The sequence below is a fragment of the Aeromonas enteropelogenes genome (genome assembly GCF_000819845.1).
Classification (GTDB): Bacteria; Pseudomonadota; Gammaproteobacteria; order Enterobacterales; family Aeromonadaceae; genus Aeromonas; species Aeromonas enteropelogenes.
In genome coordinates, this window is sequence record NZ_CDCG01000040.1 from 36522 (window position 1) to 53749 (window position 17228).

The 17228-nt window shown below is 59.9% G+C and carries 13 protein-coding genes; 8 read left to right on the top strand and 5 right to left on the bottom strand.

Going from position 1 to position 17228, the window contains the following annotated elements; genetic code table 11:
* Window positions 1-29: 29 nt before the first annotated feature.
* The 3 genes from BN1123_RS20485 (at window position 30) to BN1123_RS17005 (ending at window position 6640) form a co-directional block, all read left to right on the top strand.
* The gene (locus BN1123_RS20485; protein ID WP_052449282.1) at window positions 30-758 is read left to right on the top strand and encodes a hypothetical protein; all 729 of its coding nucleotides are present in this window, start codon (window positions 30-32) and stop codon (window positions 756-758) included.
* A gap of 265 nt (window positions 759-1023) precedes the next feature.
* Window positions 1024-2391, top strand: coding sequence for a tetratricopeptide repeat protein (locus BN1123_RS17000; RefSeq protein ID WP_042028480.1), 1368 nt, complete (start codon window positions 1024-1026; stop codon window positions 2389-2391).
* Window positions 2392-2824: 433 nt separating this feature from the next.
* On the top strand, window positions 2825-6640 hold the full coding sequence (locus BN1123_RS17005; RefSeq protein WP_042028483.1) for a DEAD/DEAH box helicase: 3816 nt from the start codon (window positions 2825-2827) through the stop codon (window positions 6638-6640).
* Window positions 6641-6730: 90 nt separating this feature from the next.
* On the opposite strand, the gene BN1123_RS17010 is transcribed toward BN1123_RS17005, so the two are convergent.
* The gene (locus BN1123_RS17010; protein ID WP_042028485.1) at window positions 6731-7624 is read right to left on the bottom strand and encodes a DNA replication terminus site-binding protein; all 894 of its coding nucleotides are present in this window, start codon (window positions 7622-7624) and stop codon (window positions 6731-6733) included.
* Window positions 7625-8137: 513 nt separating this feature from the next.
* On the opposite strand from BN1123_RS17010, the gene BN1123_RS17015 reads away from it, so the two are divergent.
* Window positions 8138-8347, top strand: coding sequence for a DUF1127 domain-containing protein (locus BN1123_RS17015; protein ID WP_026458132.1), 210 nt, complete (start codon window positions 8138-8140; stop codon window positions 8345-8347).
* 253 nt (window positions 8348-8600) lie between these two features.
* The gene (astE, locus tag BN1123_RS17020; RefSeq protein ID WP_042028486.1) at window positions 8601-9626 is read left to right on the top strand and encodes a succinylglutamate desuccinylase; all 1026 of its coding nucleotides are present in this window, start codon (window positions 8601-8603) and stop codon (window positions 9624-9626) included.
* A gap of 79 nt (window positions 9627-9705) precedes the next feature.
* On the opposite strand, the gene BN1123_RS17025 is transcribed toward astE, so the two are convergent.
* Both BN1123_RS17025 and gloB read right to left on the bottom strand, forming a co-directional pair.
* Complete coding sequence (locus BN1123_RS17025; RefSeq protein WP_042028488.1) at window positions 9706-11262, bottom strand: LysM peptidoglycan-binding domain-containing protein; 1557 nt, start codon at window positions 11260-11262, stop codon at window positions 9706-9708.
* A gap of 70 nt (window positions 11263-11332) precedes the next feature.
* Window positions 11333-12097, bottom strand: coding sequence for a hydroxyacylglutathione hydrolase (gene gloB / locus BN1123_RS17030; RefSeq protein WP_042028489.1), 765 nt, complete (start codon window positions 12095-12097; stop codon window positions 11333-11335).
* Between the two features lie 72 nt (window positions 12098-12169).
* Between gloB and BN1123_RS17035 the strand changes: the two genes are divergently transcribed.
* On the top strand, window positions 12170-12892 hold the full coding sequence (locus tag BN1123_RS17035) for a methyltransferase domain-containing protein (protein WP_042028490.1): 723 nt from the start codon (window positions 12170-12172) through the stop codon (window positions 12890-12892).
* On the opposite strand, the gene rnhA is transcribed toward BN1123_RS17035, so the two are convergent.
* On the bottom strand, window positions 12880-13344 hold the full coding sequence (rnhA, locus tag BN1123_RS17040; protein ID WP_026457477.1) for a ribonuclease HI: 465 nt from the start codon (window positions 13342-13344) through the stop codon (window positions 12880-12882). The two genes, BN1123_RS17035 and rnhA, sit on opposite strands and share 13 nt — an antisense overlap.
* A gap of 75 nt (window positions 13345-13419) precedes the next feature.
* Here rnhA and dnaQ point away from each other — a divergent pair, with 75 nt between their 5' ends.
* A complete protein-coding gene (gene dnaQ, locus BN1123_RS17045) occupies window positions 13420-14154 on the top strand; it encodes a DNA polymerase III subunit epsilon (protein WP_042028491.1) in 735 nt (244 codons plus the stop codon).
* Window positions 14151-15401, top strand: a complete 1251-nt coding sequence (locus BN1123_RS17050; protein ID WP_042028493.1) for a TIGR03503 family protein — start codon at window positions 14151-14153, stop codon at window positions 15399-15401. Before dnaQ ends, BN1123_RS17050 begins: the two co-directional genes overlap by 4 nt.
* A 96-nt stretch (window positions 15402-15497) precedes the next feature.
* On the opposite strand, the gene BN1123_RS17055 is transcribed toward BN1123_RS17050, so the two are convergent.
* Window positions 15498-17015: an HD domain-containing phosphohydrolase gene (locus tag BN1123_RS17055; protein WP_042028494.1), complete on the bottom strand. Its 1518-nt coding sequence runs from the start codon at window positions 17013-17015 to the stop codon at window positions 15498-15500.
* Between the last annotated feature and the right edge of the window lie 213 nt (window positions 17016-17228).

A 17228-nucleotide genomic window follows, 5' to 3' on the forward strand; every position in this document is an offset into this window, starting at 1 on the left:
CCGTGGCACCTTGATAGAGTTGAAATAAGATGAGTGACACCCCAGAGCACAATCAGAACGTAGAGAGTGTAGAGGCTGATGGCGCCAACCACTACTACAGCGAGCAGTACCTTGAGTTACAAAAGGAGCCTGTTTTATATGAGTGGCAGATAGATCATCGTCAGAGACTTGCATGGGAGCTTCCAATTGCCATTGGTGGTTTTTTGTGGTTCTTAGGGCTGTTAAATTTAATTAATAGTGATAGCCAAAAAGCTTGGCAGTTAACCTTGTTTTGTATTGTGTTCGGAATATTGGCTGTACTTCAGGGACGTTATCTTTTTACCCCTAATCAGCTCTATCACTACCGAATGACGGCCAAGGGGATCTACTACACCCAGCAGGACAAGATCCCGGAAGTGGCTTACACCATTATGCGTGGGATAGGTGGTTTGTTGATTGTGGGCAGCATCATAGCAGTCGGCTTGGTGGGCCCGCTGGCACTGGCCGGTGCTGGCGCCGGTGCATTTCTGGCCTTTAAAATCACCAATATGAAACCGGAAATTCACCACTATGGTTGTATCTTCAAAGGCACTGGTGAGATATCCATCTTTAGAGAAATTCGTGGAATAAAGGTCTGGGGGTTGCCAGCAGAAACAGGTGAGTATGGTTTGATTTTTACCCGTCCAAATGAATATGACAAAGTATTGGGTGATATCACTAATGCTTTACCGGAATATAAAGTGATTGAAGCCGCTACCCGTAAAGAGTTTGGTTATTAATTGGGTGCAATAGATGAGTAGCCTCATTTCTGCCCATCTGTCAGTCACAGTCATGCTGACACGTTTAAATCGAATTTCAATCGAGAGCTGGGTTGAGGGACAGACACTGGTATACCCACCGTTTTGACAGCAGTATATCGTGCTGTTTGGCTTAAGGGATTACTGATAGTAAAAGATAGGGGACCCGATTCCCCGTCAATTTTATATCAGTTTGATGGCGACTATTTACCTACCGCCTCTTTTTACTTACTTGTAGACAAAAGCTATGACAAATCGCGTTTTATGGCTGGCGCTGGCGACCAGCTGGCTGACCGCCTGCACGACAACCCCGTCACTCACCGAGGCCGAACTCGCCCAAGCCGCAAGGCAGGGGGATGGCAAGGCCCAGTACGAGCTGGCCCAGCGGCTTGCCGCCAAGCCGGATTATCCCAATGCCATGCACTGGATGCAGCAGGTCGCCCGGGAGAGCGGTACCCTGGCGGCTGATCGGCAGACCCGTGCCAGCGCCGCTTGGCAAGTGGGGGAGTGGTATCAGGCCGGATTGGGCGAGCCCAAGGATCCGGCGCAGGCGACCCAGTGGTGGCAGCGTTCGGCGCGCCTTGGCAATACCAATGCCAGCTATCAGCTGGGGGTGGCGTGTCGGGAACAGCATCAGGGCAAGCTGGTGAGCGAGTGCCTCGACTGGTTCGAGCAGGCCGCCAAGGGGGAGCATGCCGAGGCACAACTGGTTCTGGGTCAGTGGTATGCCACGCAGCGTGGTGCCGACGAAGATGCCATCAAGTGGCTCGAAAAAGCAGCCGATCTTGGCAACCGCGATGCCCAGTACCAACTTGGCTTGCGCTATGAGCAGGGCAAGGGGGTAGCCAAGCGACGGGATCTGGCACAGCGCTGGTATGACAAGGCGGCGGCCCAGCAGCAGCCGGATGCCTTGCTCTGGCAGGCGAAGCAGGCAGCGCCTGCCAACGCGTTTGCGGCCTATCAAGGCGCCGCCAATGCCGGTTCCACCGAGGCCGAGCTTTGGCTGGGTATGGCCTATCTGGCGGGTGAGCAAGTCAAAGCGGATCCGGCCCTTGGTCGCTACTGGCTGGAGCTGGCGGCCGGCCACGGCAATCACGAGGCGCAATATCAGCTGAGCTTGCAACAGACTGCGCCGGGCGATCGCATCCAGCTGCTGACTCAGGCGGCACAAGGGGGCGTGACCAAGGCCTGGTTCGAGTTGGCTCAGTTGCAACAGGAACAGGGGGAGCTGGAGCAAGCCAGGGCCAGCTATGGCAAGGCCGCACAGCAGGGGCATACCCAGGCGCAATACGCCTATGGGGAGATGTTGCGCCTGGGCCAGGGGGGCCAGGAAGATTATGCCCTGGCGCTCAAGCAGTATCGTCTGGCTGCGATGAAGAACAATCGGATGGCGCAATACCGCATGGGCGCCCTGCGTGAAAAGGGGCTGGGTGCGCCGCGCAACCGGATCCACGCTTATGCCTGGTTGTCGCTGGCTGCAACGGAAGGAATGCCCGAGGCGGCGCAGGCACGGGATGAGCTGGAAGCGGCGATGACCAAGCCGGAAGTCAAAAAGGCTCAAAAATTGTCGGAGCACTGGTTCGGGAAGATGACGACAGAGGCTCAAGGTAGCTAGACCGAAGACCGCGCCTGGCCTGACGTTTTTTACTCCTGTGTCACGGCGGGTGGTGATTGAATCACCAGAGATGGGATGGCCCGGCAGGGGCTATCCCATCGTCTTTTTGATGTGTCAGAACGCCCCTATATCTGGCTCCATTTGGCTGTTTTCGCGGGGCAAAAGTGAAAGCGTTTTCAGAAATCCTTTTCAACTGTGATCCGCTTCAAAGCTTTTTCGTGCGTCAACCTCTAGCATTGGCACCACGAATTAGGGGCTAACGCTCCCGATTTTCCCGCTGTGGGAGGTAACTGGTGAATCCAGCTATTTCCTTCGTTACTTTCGACGGTCATCAATGGATGGCCGTTTTTTTTTGCGTTATTTCGTTGTCAAGGGTCGAGCCGCTGGCGCTTTACCGTTAAAATTCCGCTTTTGCACCTGCCCGTGAGTCTTGATGTCTGTTTCCACTCTCTCTTCGGATAGCTATGCCCTGCTCACCGCGTTGCAACTGCAGCGCATTGCCAGTACCCGCCTGCTGCAAGAGCAGCTGGGGCCGGGTCACTCCCTGCCTGGCGACCTGCTCCGGCTGCAAGATGTCGGACTGGTGAGGCTGCGGGGGGAGCAGCAGTGGAGCCTGACGGCCGAGGGAACGCTGGCGCTGATCCTGGGAGTGCGTGGCGGGTTTTGTCCCGCGCCGGATTGGCACAAGGTCTCCTCCCTGACCGGTCAGGATCTCGCCCACGCCCTGGTGCGCGAGCTGTGTCGCGGCAAGGCGGGGGAGGTTCCGGCCTACTTCTCGGCCAGCGAACTGCTGACCCTGCTCGACACGCCGGGCGCCTACCAACTGCTGGCAGGCTCCAGCCCCGCCTGGCAACAGCTGCTGCTGGAACACTTCTCCCTGCAACTGCTGCTCGATGCTCCCTATGAAGCGCAGTGGCCGCTGGCCGGCCAGCTGCATCGCTGCGCCCCCGAGGTGCAACCCCTCGCACGGGCATTCGAGGCGGAGTGGCGCTGGCTCTGTGGAGATGATGACGGGGTGAGCACCGACTGGCCCGCCTTGCAGGCACTGGCCATAGAGTCGCAGGGGCCGCTTGGCGAGCGCCTGCTGACTGCCCTCGGCCAGTGGCAGGGGAGTCATGAGGCCGGGCAGTGGCCCCGTTCGTTCAGCGCCCTGCTCTGGCTGGGCTGGTTGCAGCAGGCCGATCCCGTGGTGGCGAGCGAACAGCGCAAGAAGTGGCAGCGCAGCCTGGCGGGCCAGTTCCCCTTGCTGGGTGACCTGCTCAGCCAATGGGCGGGGGAGCGCCACGGCCAGGCCGTGGGTCTGTTCGATACCCTGCAACTGCCGGTGGATGAGTTGCACTGGGGCTACCTCTGGCTCGATCTCTGTGCCCTGGCTCGCCACGGCACCCAGAGTCCCCAGGTGGCCATGCTGCACAAGTGGGATCTCACCCATCTGCTGGATGCCGAGCCTCATCACAGGCTGATGGGTTTTTGTCAGGATCTGCTGCGCCTGCTGCTGGAGGAGACGGTCAAGGGGGCGCCCTTGTGCCAGCTGCAGGAGGGCGATAAGGATGACGACGAGAGCGACGAGGAGAAGACGGCGGCGTCCGCCAACTGGCTCAACTGGTTGCAGGGGCTGGGGCGTGCCAGCGGGGTGCGCAAGCCCCAAGAGAGGCTGGTGTGGCTGCTCCACGCCGACGGCCCCGAGCTCGAGTGCAAGATCCAGAAGCTCAGCACCAAGGGGGAGTGGACTGCCGGTCGCCGAGTCGATCCCACCCTGCTCTCCACCCAGAATGCGGCCCTGCTCGATGAGCACGACTGGGCGCTGGTGCGCGCCCTGCCGCGGGTGATGAGCCGCTTGCCCCGGGATGTGTGGGCGCCCCTTGCCAATCATCCGCGTCTATTCAATGCCAGAGGGCAGAAGCTGCAGCTGGCGCTGACCGCGCCCCTGCTGCAGATAGTGGCGGTGGAGCAGGGGATGAGCGCCCACCTAATCCCGGCCGCTGCCGCGCGCGGGGCCCATATCATGCCGCTGGCCCAGGACTTGTGGCAGCTTATCCTCACCCCCCAGCCTCTGCTCGATCGTCTGCCGGCCCTCGAAGCCATCCCTCTGCTGCCCGCCGAAGGGCTGGCTGAGCTGCAACAGACCCTGGATGCCATCCCGGATCTGCCCTGGCACAGCCAGGTGGCCGGTTTGCAGGGCAATGCCGAACTGGCCCCCTGGCCTGGGATCCCGTCGGTCCAACTGGACTGGCAGGATGGCCAGCTCTCGGTCAGGCTGGTGACCCGCTTCGATGACGTTCCCCCCCAGCCTCTTGGCAAGGGGGAGGCCATCGTGCGCCAGGGGATCCAGGAGTATTGCTACTGGCAGCGGGATCTGGCGGTCGAGAAGGAGCAGGCCCAAGTGCTTCGCGCCGCCCTGCCTATCGGCCTGCCCGGCACCGAGTGGCGACTCGAGGGGGAGCAGGCGCTGGCGCTGGTCAATGCCCTGCCCGAGCTGGTGGATAACGGCGTGGTCATCCACTGGCATCAGGACAGCTCCCGCCTCAAGAGCCTGGATGAGGCGGCCCTGAGTCTTCGTATCGAGCGGCGCCAGGACTGGTTCCAGGTGGAGGGGGCCTTGTCCCTCGATGAGCACCAGATCCTCGATCTGCGCCTCATCCTGCGCCAGATGACCCCGGGTCAGCGCACCGTTCAGCTCGACGAGAAGACCAGCCTGATGCTGAGCGACAAGCTGGTAGAGCGCCTCACTATGCTGGGGGCCATGCTGGACGAAGATCAGCGGATCAACAACAAGCTGGCCTATCCCCTGACCCGGCTGCTCTCCGTCATCACCACCGAAGGGGATGCAGCCTGGCAGAACCTCCAGCAGGAGTGGCAACAGGAGGTCGAGTGCCCGGCCGAGCTGCTTGAGGCGCTGCGGGATTACCAGAAGGATGGCGTGCGCTGGCTTGCGACCCTGGCCCATCACGGCTTCGGCGCCTGTCTGGCTGACGACATGGGCCTTGGCAAGACGCTGCAGGCCCTCATTGTGCTGCGCATGCGCCAGCATCTGGGCCCTGCGCTGGTGGTGGTGCCAAAATCTGTGGTCACCAACTGGCAGGAGGAGGTGGCCCGCTTCGCCCCCGAGCTGGAGGTGGTGACCGTCGACAATCCTGCCGAGCGGGAAGGGGTGATCCGCGAGGCCAAAGCAGGTCAGGTGATCCTGCTCAATTACGGCATGCTCGGCGGCCTGTCGGCGGCGCTCAAATCCCGCCGCTGGCCCTCCATCGTGCTGGATGAGGCGCAGCAGATCAAAAACGCCGGTACCCAGCGGGCCAAGCTGTTGTTCCAGCTCGAGGGGGATTTTCGTCTTGCCCTCTCCGGCACCCCCATCGAGAACCATCTGGGGGAACTGTGGAGCCTGTTTACCTTCATCAACCCGGGCCTGCTCGGGAGCCTCGGCGAGTTCAAGCGCCGTTTTGGCAAGGCGGTGAAGGATCCCCAGCACATGGCGCTGCTACGGGCGGTGATCAGCCCCTTCATCCTGCGGCGTCTCAAGCAGGAGGTGCTGACCGAATTGCCGGACAAGACCGAGATCATCCATCACATCAGCCTCTCTCCCGAGGAGCGCCAGCTCTACGAGGCGACCCGGCGCGAGGTGGTGCAGCAGGTGCAAAGTGCCGATGGCCGCGCCCTGATGCACGTGTTGAGCGGTTTGACCCGGCTGCGCCGGCTCTGCTGCTCCCCCGAGCTGGTGATGCCGGAGTGGTCCCAGACCAGCAGCAAGCTGGATGAGGCGATGGCGTTGCTGGAGGAGGCCATCGACGGCGGCCACCGGGTGCTGGTGTTCAGCCAGTTTGTCGATCTGCTGAGTTTGCTGCGCGCGCGGATCGAGCAGCGAGAGTGGGACTACTGCTACCTGGATGGAGCCTGCTCGGCCAAGGCGCGTCAGGACTCCATCCTGCGTTTTCGCAGCGAGTCCGTGCCGCTGTTTCTCATCAGTCTCAAGGCGGGGGGCACAGGGCTCAACCTGACCCAGGCCGATACTGTGCTGCACCTGGACCCCTGGTGGAATCCGGCGGTGGAGGATCAGGCGAGCGATCGGGCGCACCGGATGGGGCAGACCCAGCCGGTCACCGTTTATCGCCTGGTGTGCGAGCAGACGGTGGAGGAGAAGATCGTCGCCCTGCACGACGAGAAGCGGGCGCTGGCCGATGGCCTGCTGAGCGGTCAATCCGAGGTGCGTGGCCTCGATGTGGAGAGCCTGCGGGCCCTGCTGATGAGCTAAGATCGCGCCGCCAAGGGCAAGAAGAGAGGGGAGCATCTGCGGATGCTCCCCTCTCTTTTATTGGTCAATCTGCACAGGGTCGGACGCCGCTTACCCCTGATAGAGGTAGAGGTGGAGCCGCTCTATGATGGGCTCGCCGCCAATCTTGCGATCACGCCGCGCCTGCCGGCTCTTGGGCGGGTAGTGGCCAAGATGAGTCACAGCGGGGGAGCTGTCTGCGCAGAGCAGCAGGGGCAGGCTCGCCTTGATCTGCTGCTTGCGGGGTGTGCGCGCCTGCCACAACAGGTTGATCATGGGGTGGGTCTTGACCGGGCGGCGGATCCGCAGCTCGGCATCAGCGGGCAGGCGACGGATGTCATACACCTCCTGATCCACCATCTTGCTCCACTCCTCGTTGTTGGAGAGGGCCGGCACGTAGCGGCGGCTGCGCTCCAGCATCTCCAGCACCTGTTCCCGGCTGAGGCGGTTGATGGTCTGTTTGTCGGCCCAGGTAAATCCCAATGATTGCAGCTCTCCATTCAGCAGGGTCAGCTTGCGATAGACCTGCAGGGTGATGACGCCGGGCAGGGCGGTGTGGACCAGTTCGAACTTCTCGTCCCGCCCGCCGGCCTGCTGCACCAGTCCCTTGAACTCAAGCTTGTGGCGGTTGACCTCCTCAATCAGAGGGGCCAGCAGGGGGGCGGCGGCGGCCGGGAAGCGCAGCCAGCCGGGCAGGCGATGAGTCGCCTTGGTGGAGCAACCCGGGCGGGCGCTGTGGTCCTGATAGGCGGCCAGGGTGGCGGCAAGCGCCTCCTCCCCGCACAGATAGCCCACCTCGATCCGCTCGATGGGGTCGTGCTCTTCTCCCTGCGGGACTGGGGGCAGGGGATAGACATGGGCCTCTTTCAGTTCGAGCTGGCGCAGCAGCGCGGCCAGTCGGGCCAGTGAATCTTCAATCGCCTCCATCTTTTGGCGCAGGGCGGCGGTAGGGGTAAAGGTGTCCATCGATGATCCTGTTGTCGCATCCGGCCTTGGCGCGGGCTCGGTGATAGGTAAACCACTGTATAAATAACCATACCAGCATGGCGGCGAGGCGCCAAGTCGTGGATGGCTGCTGGCCTCATGCATGGGAAAGAGACGGCGTCAGGCAGGTTTCTTTTGTGTGTCATTGGGTTAAATAACGATCAATGAAAGATCAATAATTTAACAAGATGCTGTAAAGACGAGGTTATCGGCGCAGGGGTGGCATGCTGTGAGTGCATAGGATGCGTGCTGAATTGCATATATAGAGGGCTCCTGCCCAGCACAATATGCTGTGGCAGCATACGGTTGCTGTTCGTGTTTTATTAATCCTTTATATTCAATAAGTTAAATTTAAATCGTTGCGTATTTAACCATTAGTTTTGCTAATGTCATGTATCAAAATTCGTCAATTGAGACGGATCCGGCCCCTGACTAAGCTTTGCGCATCAAACTCAAGCCCAGTGCGCAAACATCAGAACCCGGAGGAGCCATACCATGGCCAACATGACCTATACCCAAGCCGGTTATCACCACGACAGCGAGCTGAACCTGATCGCTCGTGCCAAGATGACCGTATTGACCTGGCTGGAGCGCAGCCGCAGCCGTCGCCAGCTCTCCGAGCTGCCCGAGTACCTGCTCAAGGACATCGGTCTGAGCGAAGCCGATCGCTATCAGGAAACCACCAAGCCGTTCTGGCGTGGTTAATCGACCGGGCATGGATGCCTCGTTGTTCTGCTGATCCCCATCCCCCTTGCCAGCCAGTGATCGAGCGGCTGCACCACGCTGTTTTTCTCCGCCAGCAACCTTTTAATGCTTGCTCTTGATCCTATTGGTTTCTGTGCCAGCCTGTTCGCTAACTTGTATCATTAATGTTTGAATTTGTTTAAAAAACGGATTTTAAGCCGCGTCGCCTTGCGTATAATCCACCCTAGTGTTTCAGACCAAGAGGGTGAGATGGATGATTCCCCAGCATGATTTTTTGGCCTTGACCCGCAGCCATGAGTGGCAGCTCGAGCCCTTTTCCTATGCGTTGGCCAATGGCGACAGGGTGAGTGTCTGGGATACCGGCGTGCTCTGCCTCGAGCCCGCCTCCGGGGCCGGTGATCAACCGGGTGGGCGCAAGGATATCGTGCTCTCCTGTGGCATTCACGGCAACGAGACGGCCCCCATCGAGATCTGCAACCAGCTGCTGACCCGATTGCTTGAGGGGGAGTTGCAGGCCCGTCACCGGATCCTGTTCCTGTTTGGCAATCCGGCCGCCATGAACCTCGGGGTGCGGGAGGTGGAGGAGAACATGAACCGCCTCTTCTCTGGCGCCCACAGCAAGGGGGAGGGGCTGTGCAACCGGGAGCGGATCCGCGCCATGCGCCTCGAGCAGTATGTGAGCCGCTTCTTCGCCGATCCGGACCGCCCGCGCTATCACTACGATCTGCACACCGCCATTCGTGGCTCGCGCCATGAGAAGTTTGCCGTCTATCCCTTCCCCCACGAGCGCCCCCACTGCCGGGAGCAGGTTCAGTTTCTCGGTGCCTGCGGAGTGAGGACCATCTTGCTCTCCGGTGGCCCCACCACCACCTTCAGCTATTACAGCTCTCACCAGCACGGAGCCCACGCCTTCACGGTGGAGCTTGGCAAGGTACGCCCGTTTGGCGAGAACGACATGACCCGCTTCATCGAGACCAAGGTCGCGTTGCAGGAGCTGGTGACCCGGGACGAGCTGGCACTGGAGCCCTGGCGCGCCGAGGACTTCACCCTGTTTGCCATCGATCGGGTGATCAACAAGCGATCCGAGCAGTTTCGCTTCCTGTTCGCCAGCGACGTGGACAACTTCACCGAATTCCCCCAGGGGTTCGTGCTGGCTGAGGATGGTGATCTGAGATACACGGTCGAAAAGCCGCGCGAGGCCATCGTCTTCCCCAATGCCAACGTGGAGGTGGGGCAGCGTACCGTGCTGCTGGTGGTGCCGACCCGGCTATGGGACTAGTCGCTACCGCGTTGAAAAGAAACGGGGCCAGTCAGTTGACTGGCCCCGTTTTTGTATCGGGTCAAGGCGTGGGTCGCGCTTAGCTGTTGTTGTTCACAAACAGGGTCAGCTCCTGGCCCGGCTTGAGGTAGTCCCCCTTGTCGAGCTGGTTCCAGCGCATCACATCGTTGATGGCCACCTGGAAGCGGGCCGCGATGGAGGAGAGGGAGTCGCCACGGCGAACCTGATAGACCACCGACTTGTTGCTCTTCCCCTGCTTGGGATAGACCACCAGATTCATGCCCGGCTTGAGGGCCGACTTGGCATTCAGGCCGTTCCACTTGGCCAGCTCGTTGTGAGAGACGCCGTGAACCTTGCTGATGCTCCACAGGGTATCGCCGGAGCGCACCTTGTAGCTCACCTTGTTCTTCGACGTGCTCCCACGATTCGCCAGCTGCTGCGGCTTGCTGGCAACCGTGGCCTGGCTGCTGACCACTGCCTTGCCGCCAAGGGGGATCACCAGCTGCTGGCCACGGCGCAGGTTGTTGCTGCGCAGGTTGTTGGCCAGTTTCAGCTCGCTCACGCTGACACCATGGTTCTGAGCGATGCGCGACAGTGTGTCTCCGCTGACCACCTGATAGGAGCGGGTACGGATACGCTCGCTCTTGGGCAGATCCGCCAGCGCCAGCTCCAGAGTATCGGCGTATTCGACCGGTACCAGCAGCCGGTAGGGGCCACGGGGGGACATCACGCCGCGACTCAGGGCCGGGTTGACCTCCTTGAGATGGGAGACGCGCAGGCCTGCCAGCTGGGCAGCCACGTTCAGATCGATCTGGCTGCCCGTCTCGACCACCCGCAACTTGGGCTGGTTGGCAAGCACCGGCAACTTGATGTTGTACTTGTCCGCATTGCTGAGCATGTCCGCCATGGCCAGGATCTTGGGCACGTACATCTGGGTTTCCCGCGGCAGATCGAGGGACCAGTAGTCGGTCGGGCGACCGGCACGCTGGTTGCGCACGATGGCGTTGCGAACCCGCCCTTCACCGGCATTGTAGGCGGCCAGGGTTTGCAGCCAGTCACCATCAAAGAAGCGGTTCAGGTATTCCAGATAGTCGAGCGCCGCATTGGTGGACGCCAGCACATCCCGGCGACCGTCATACCAGTTGTCATGACGCAGGCCGAAGTTTCGGCCGGTGGCGGGTACAAACTGCCACAGACCGACCGCATTGCTGCGGGAGCGAGCACGAGGATTGAACATGCTCTCGATCATCGGAACAGTAATAAGCTCCATTGGCAGCTCACGCCGTTCTATTTCCTCCACCATCAGATACAGGTAGGGTTCAGCCCGGCTGGCAATGGTCGCCAGATGCTTGTCGTTGCGCAGCAACCACTCGCGTTGCTTCCTGATGCGGGGGTTATCCGGGGTATCCAGTTGCATATCATCGCTGATACGCACCCACAGATTGTCCGTATCTTCCATTTCGTCCAGCTGTTCATCGCCGAAAACGAAACGTGAAGCATGTTTTTTATTCGCTTTTTTATTGACCTGGGGGGACTTGAGCGGCTCGATTGCCGTTAGCGCCCGGTCATCCTGATGGCTCAGGTTTTGGCAGCCGCTGAGCAACAGCGCTGCCAATAAGGCCGTTCGTACCTTCATCTCGTTCCGGTCATTTGTAACAAAAACAGCCCGCATCATAAGGGGCAACGTCCCCCTGATCAAGGTTTGCTCAAAAAACGTCCTTCCATTGGCGCAGGATGGTGAAGGTATCTACCGGATTTTCCACGCATTTTAGTGCATGTTTTTCAGCAGAAAATCTTACCGAGTCCGCCTCGCAACGCAGAAAAACGTTGAATGACTTTTCGTCTCCGAGCCGGCTGGGCAGGCTGGGCAGTCCCTGTTGACGCCGTTTGCTGATCAGCCCGATCTGGCGCTGGATCGCAGGGTTGTCCGGCTCGACTGCATAGGCAAAACGCAGGTTGGACAGGGTGTACTCATGGGCGCAATAGATGAGGGTGTCGTCGGGCAGGGCCGCAAGGCGCTTTAGCGAGCGATACATCTGCTCCGCGGTCCCTTCGAACAGGCGTCCGCAGCCAGCGGAGAAGAGGGTGTCACCACAAAACAGCATGCCTTCGCTGTAATAGGCGATGTGGCCACGGGTATGGCCGGGTACATGGATCACCTCAAGGGCGAGACCATGCCAGTTGATCTGATCGCCATCCTCCAGCCATTGGCCGTGGTGATCCGGCATGGGGTCCAGTTTGGGCCCATACAGCTTGGCGTGGGGGAAGTGGCCGAGTAGTTCGCCAACGCCGCCGACGTGATCGTGATGGTGATGGGTCAGCAGGATGGCATCGAGCTGCAACTCCAGTGCGGCCAGCCGCTCCAGCACCGGAGCCGCGTCGCCCGGGTCGACGACCAGGCAATGATTTTCGTGTCGGATCAACCAGATGTAGTTGTCGTTAAAGGCTGGAACTGTGATCACTGGATACATGAGTCTGCTTCTCTTTAGGGAGGGTATCTTATATAACAGGATGGCGTTCGAAACCCCGAGTTGAGCCCTATTATGCAGGTGGCACGTACCGAACAACAAATCGAGATCCCGACCAGCTGGTCCGCATTGCCCATGGGGGACTGGGTGGCGGGTGAAATTCAGGAGCGGCTCGACAACTGGTGCCCGAACCTGTTTGGCTATCATCTGTTGAAAATAGGTGCCCTGAGCGCCGAGCTCTCCTGCAAATGCTCCTCCATTCGCCACCAGATCGGTGTCGCCCCCGAAGGTCGGCTGCTCGACATGTACGGCGATCCGCTGGACTTGCCGGTGCGTACCGGCAGCGTCGATGCCTGTCTGCTGGCCCACTGTCTCGATTTCTCTGCCGATCCACATCAGGTATTGCGCGAAGCCGAACGGGTGTTGACCGACGATGGCTGGCTGATCGTCAGCGGCTACAACCCGCTGAGTCTGGTCGGGATCGGGCATTACATGCCGGTGCTGCGGCGCAGGTTACCCTGGTCGGCACGGATGTTTACCCCGGGACGGGTCACGGACTGGTTGCAGTTGCTGGGGTGCGAGGTGATGTTCGATGAACGCTTTGGCTACTCGTTCATGGGGCGACAAAGCTGGCATAGCTGGTGGCGGGAGAGCCTGGGACGAGATTATTGCCGGGGATTTGCCTCTGTCTATGTGATTGCCGCCCGTAAGCGGCGCTTTCCACTCATCCCGGTGCGACGCCGCTGGCAGTTGCCAAAATCGCTGGCCACACCGGGAATGGCGCGTCAGGGCTGGTAGCCGGTATCCTCGGCCAACTGCTTGCTGCAGGCTGCCTCTCTGGCCAGCTCGTCACAGCGTTCGTTCTCCGGATGGCCGGAGTGCCCCTTGACCCAGAGCCACTCGATCTGGTGGCGGCTCACTTCCGCATCCAGCGCCTGCCACAAGTCGACATTCTTGACCGGCTGGCGATTGGCCGTCATCCACCCTTTTTTCTTCCAGCCGATGATCCACTGGGTGATCCCCTGGCGCACATACTGGCTGTCGGTGGTGAGGCGAACCTGGCAGGGCTCGTTCAGGGTGCGCAGGCCCATGATGGCGGCCATCAGCTCCATCCGGTTATTAGTGGTGAGCCGAAAACCGGCGCTGATCTCTTTGCGATGCTTGCCATAAACCATGACGGCACCGTAACCGCCCGGGCCCGGATTGCCGAGGCAGGAGCCATCCGTGAATAAATCAATCTGTTTTAACATGAGTAATCAATCTGTTTTAGCTGAAGGCTTGGGGTAAACTAGCGGGTAAAGCCGAAGTTTGACATAGATTGGATCATGAACACACCCCAACTGAATCGCCAGATCATTCTGGATACTGAAACCACAGGTATGAACACAGGTGGCGGCCCCGTCTATCTGGGTCACCGCATCATCGAAATCGGCTGTGTGGAGGTGATCAACCGCAAGCTGACTGGCAACCATTACCACGTCTATATCAAGCCGGATCGGCTGGTGGACCCGGAAGCGGTGCAGGTGCACGGCATTACCGACGCCTTCCTGGCCGACAAACCCTCCTTTAACCAGATCGCCGACGAGTTCATCGAGTTTATCCGCGGTGCCGAGCTCATCGCCCACAACGCGCCGTTTGACGTCAGCTTCATGGACTACGAGTTCAGCAAGCTCGGACTCGATTTCAAAACCGCCGATATCTGCAGCATCACGGATACCCTGGCGATGGCGCGGGACCTCTTCCCGGGCAAGCGCAACAACCTGGATGTGCTCTGTGATCGCTACGGCATAGACAACTCCCACCGGACCCTGCACGGGGCCTTGCTCGATGCGGAGATCCTGGCGGACGTCTACCTGTTGATGACGGGTGGTCAGACCAAACTGAATCTGGCGACCGAAAGCAGCGAGAGCGAGAGCAACCAGGACACCAGCATCCGACGGCTGGAAAGCCATCGTCCGCCCCTCAAAGTGGTGCGGGCCAGCGCCGAGGTGCAGGCGCTGCACGAGGCGAGGCTGGATCTGGTGCAAAAGAAGGGAGGAAGTTGTCTGTGGCGGCAATGAGCAGGTGGTGGGTTTCTCTCCTGTTGCTCTGTTCGCTGGAGGCGGCGGCGACCGAGGTGTTTGCGCCTTCCGACATCCCCTTGCTGGATAACCGCTTTCGCATCGACTACGGGGTGAAGGAGATCACCTTCATCATCAAGCGCAAGGCGGGCACCCCGTCGGTGATCCTGGTGCGACCCGATGGCAGCAAGCTTTACGTGGGCCGGGTCAAGCCTGCCGATGTGGGTTGGCTGGCGTTGCCCGAATATGACCTCATCACCCTGCGCAATCCCATGCCGGGTCCCTGGCAGGCGATAGGGGAGGTGGATCCGGACAATCGGGTACGCATCCTCTCCGATATCAAGCTGGATATCGAAGCGCTGCCGATGCAGCTCTATCAGGGAGAGGTGATCAAGCTCAAATCCTGGTTGCAGATAGCGGGGGAGCAGCCTGCAGACAACTACTATCTCTCCGAGCTGGGGATGACCGTCAGGTTGCAGTCGTACAGCGATGACAAACAGCAGGAGGTGGTGCTGGACAAGGTGCTCGGCCAGTATCATGACGATGGCAAGGGGCTTGACGAGGAGCCGGGGGATGGGGTTATGACCGCAGAGGCGGTCTTGGAAGATATTCCGACCGGCAAATACCGCGCCATGTTCAGCACGGGTAATCAGGTGTTTGAACGTGCCCGTTATCAGGATGTGCTGCTCTACCCCTATCCGTTCAGTTATAACCTGGAGCCGCCTTCTGACGTGCAAGGGGCCAAGATGGCATTCCTCATCGATCGGGATGAACTGGATCCAGCCTCCGTGGTGATCCAGGGAAAGGTAACGAGCAAGGAGGGGGGAAGTTATCCCTTTAGCCAGACGGGGGCCGCCCCAAGGCTGAATATCGACCTGTCGATGATCAAGGACCCAGGGCAGTACGAGGTACAAGCCACGCTCTATGGCACCAACTTGCTGGGGCGCGAAGTGAAGATCCTGTTGCCCGGCAAGAGTTTCAACATATTCCCGCCGCCCCCGCCGGTTGAGGTGGCGCCTGTCGTCTCCAGCGCGCAGCCCGTTGAAGCGCCGCAGGAAGAGGAGATGGGCTGGCTGGTCTGGGTGCTGGCCGGGGGAGGCGTGTTGCTGCTGGTGCTCGGTGGAGTCGGGTTTGTGGTGTTGCAAAAACGCCGGGCCCTGAAGCGGGCGCTGGCGGCAGTACAGGCTAAGAGCCCGGAGTCCGCTGACACGAGTACCAAGCTGGATCTCAACTTGCCGGAGCAGTGACACAGGCCATCGGGATAAAAAAACCGCCCTCCATGGGCGGTTTTTTTATCTGGCGCCTTGCTGTGTCTGTCGCAGGCCAATGTGGGAAGGGGACGGCTAGTGCTCGCCGATATAGACATCCTTGTACTGTTCGCGGATCTCGAGGAACTTGTCCAGATTGGCCATCATCAGCTCGACCAAGCTCGGATCGAAATGCTCCCCTTTCTCCTCTTCTATCAGGGCCAGCACCTTATCCAGTGGCCACGCCTTCTTGTAGCAGCGATCCGAGCCGAGAGCATCGAACACGTCGGCGAGCGCCACGATGCGTCCCTCCAGCGGAATATTCTCCCCTGTCAGACCGCGAGGGTAGCCGCTGCCATTCCATTTTTCATGGTGGTTGCCGGCGATAGTGGCCCCAATCTGGAACAGCGCCAGATCGCTGCCGGAGAGCATGTCCTGACCGAGTTGGGCGTGGGTTTTCATGATCTCCCACTCTTCCGGGGTTAACTTGCCCGGTTTGTGCAGGATGGAGTCCGGGATCCCCACTTTGCCGATGTCATGCAAGGGCGATGCGCGCTTGATAAGCTCGCTCTGCTCCTCGCTCATGCCAAGCAGCAGGCAGAACAATTCGGTATAGAGCGCGACCCGTTTGACGTGCAGTCCCGACTCCTTTGAGCGGGTCTCGACCAGTTCACCGATGCGATAGATGATCTCCCGCTGGTTGTCGGCGATCACCTCGTTGAGCCGGATATTCTCCAGCGCCACTATGATGTTTTCGGTGAACAGGGTGAGCAGACCCGTGTCCATCTGGCTGAGCTGGCGAAAGGTCTCGATATGAAACAGCAGATGGTGGCGCGGATTCTGGCAGTAAAGCACCATCTGCTCCGGGGCGTAGACGTTGGCTCGGCTGGCCATGGCCTGGCGCAATATCTCGGGGGCGTCACTCAATCGCAGCGGGGGCAAGCCGGGCAGCAGGGGTTCGAGTATCTGATCCCGCACTTCATAGGCCGACTGCTTGAGATCATAGATCTGGGTTTCTCCCAGATGAAGCAGGGCCGTCAGCTGGGCCTGTGCCCCTTCGACAAACTGGCGCAGGGCCCGCTTTTCAAAGATCCCCTTGGAGGCCTCGATGACCTTTTCCAGCCCCTGGCGATTACTCTCCAGAGTGCGGATATCCCGGTAGGAACGCAGGCTGGCCCGCAGCAGGGTACGCAGCTTCTGGGAGGTAAGCTCGGTTTTGTCCTTGTAGTCGTTGATGTCGTAGTTGGTGACCACGTCATCTTCCGGGGCCTGGCCGGGTTGCCCGGTACGCAGCACGATGCGCACCATCTTGTTTTGCAGCTCGTCGCGAACAAACTTCACCACATCCAGGCCGGCATGATCGAACTCCATCACCACATCCAGCAGCAGCAGGGCGACATCAGGTGTTGTGGCGAGCAGCTCTTTGGCCTCGGCAGCGGAGTAGGCATGCAGAAACTCGATGGGACGATTGTCAAACTCGAATTTGTTCAGGGTGATCTTGGTGATGCGATGAACTTCGGGTTCATCATCCACGATCATCACCTTCCAGCCAGCCTGTTGGCTATCGGGAAGGACGATATCGTCATCATCAATAATCAGGATCTGGTCATCCATCATACAATCCTGTTTGGCATCTTGTGCTTACATTAACTGCTTCACTAAGGATAGGAAACTTATTGAGAAATAAAATTTGATCGCGAAAAACTGTGGTCGGGCGCCGTGGCATGGCAGCCTGCCCAGGCTCTCTCAAAACCGCCGTACAGCCATGAACAGGGGCTGGCTTGCAGGGGGAAATCCCCCTTCGTCATGGCGCCGCGAGCCTGGCTC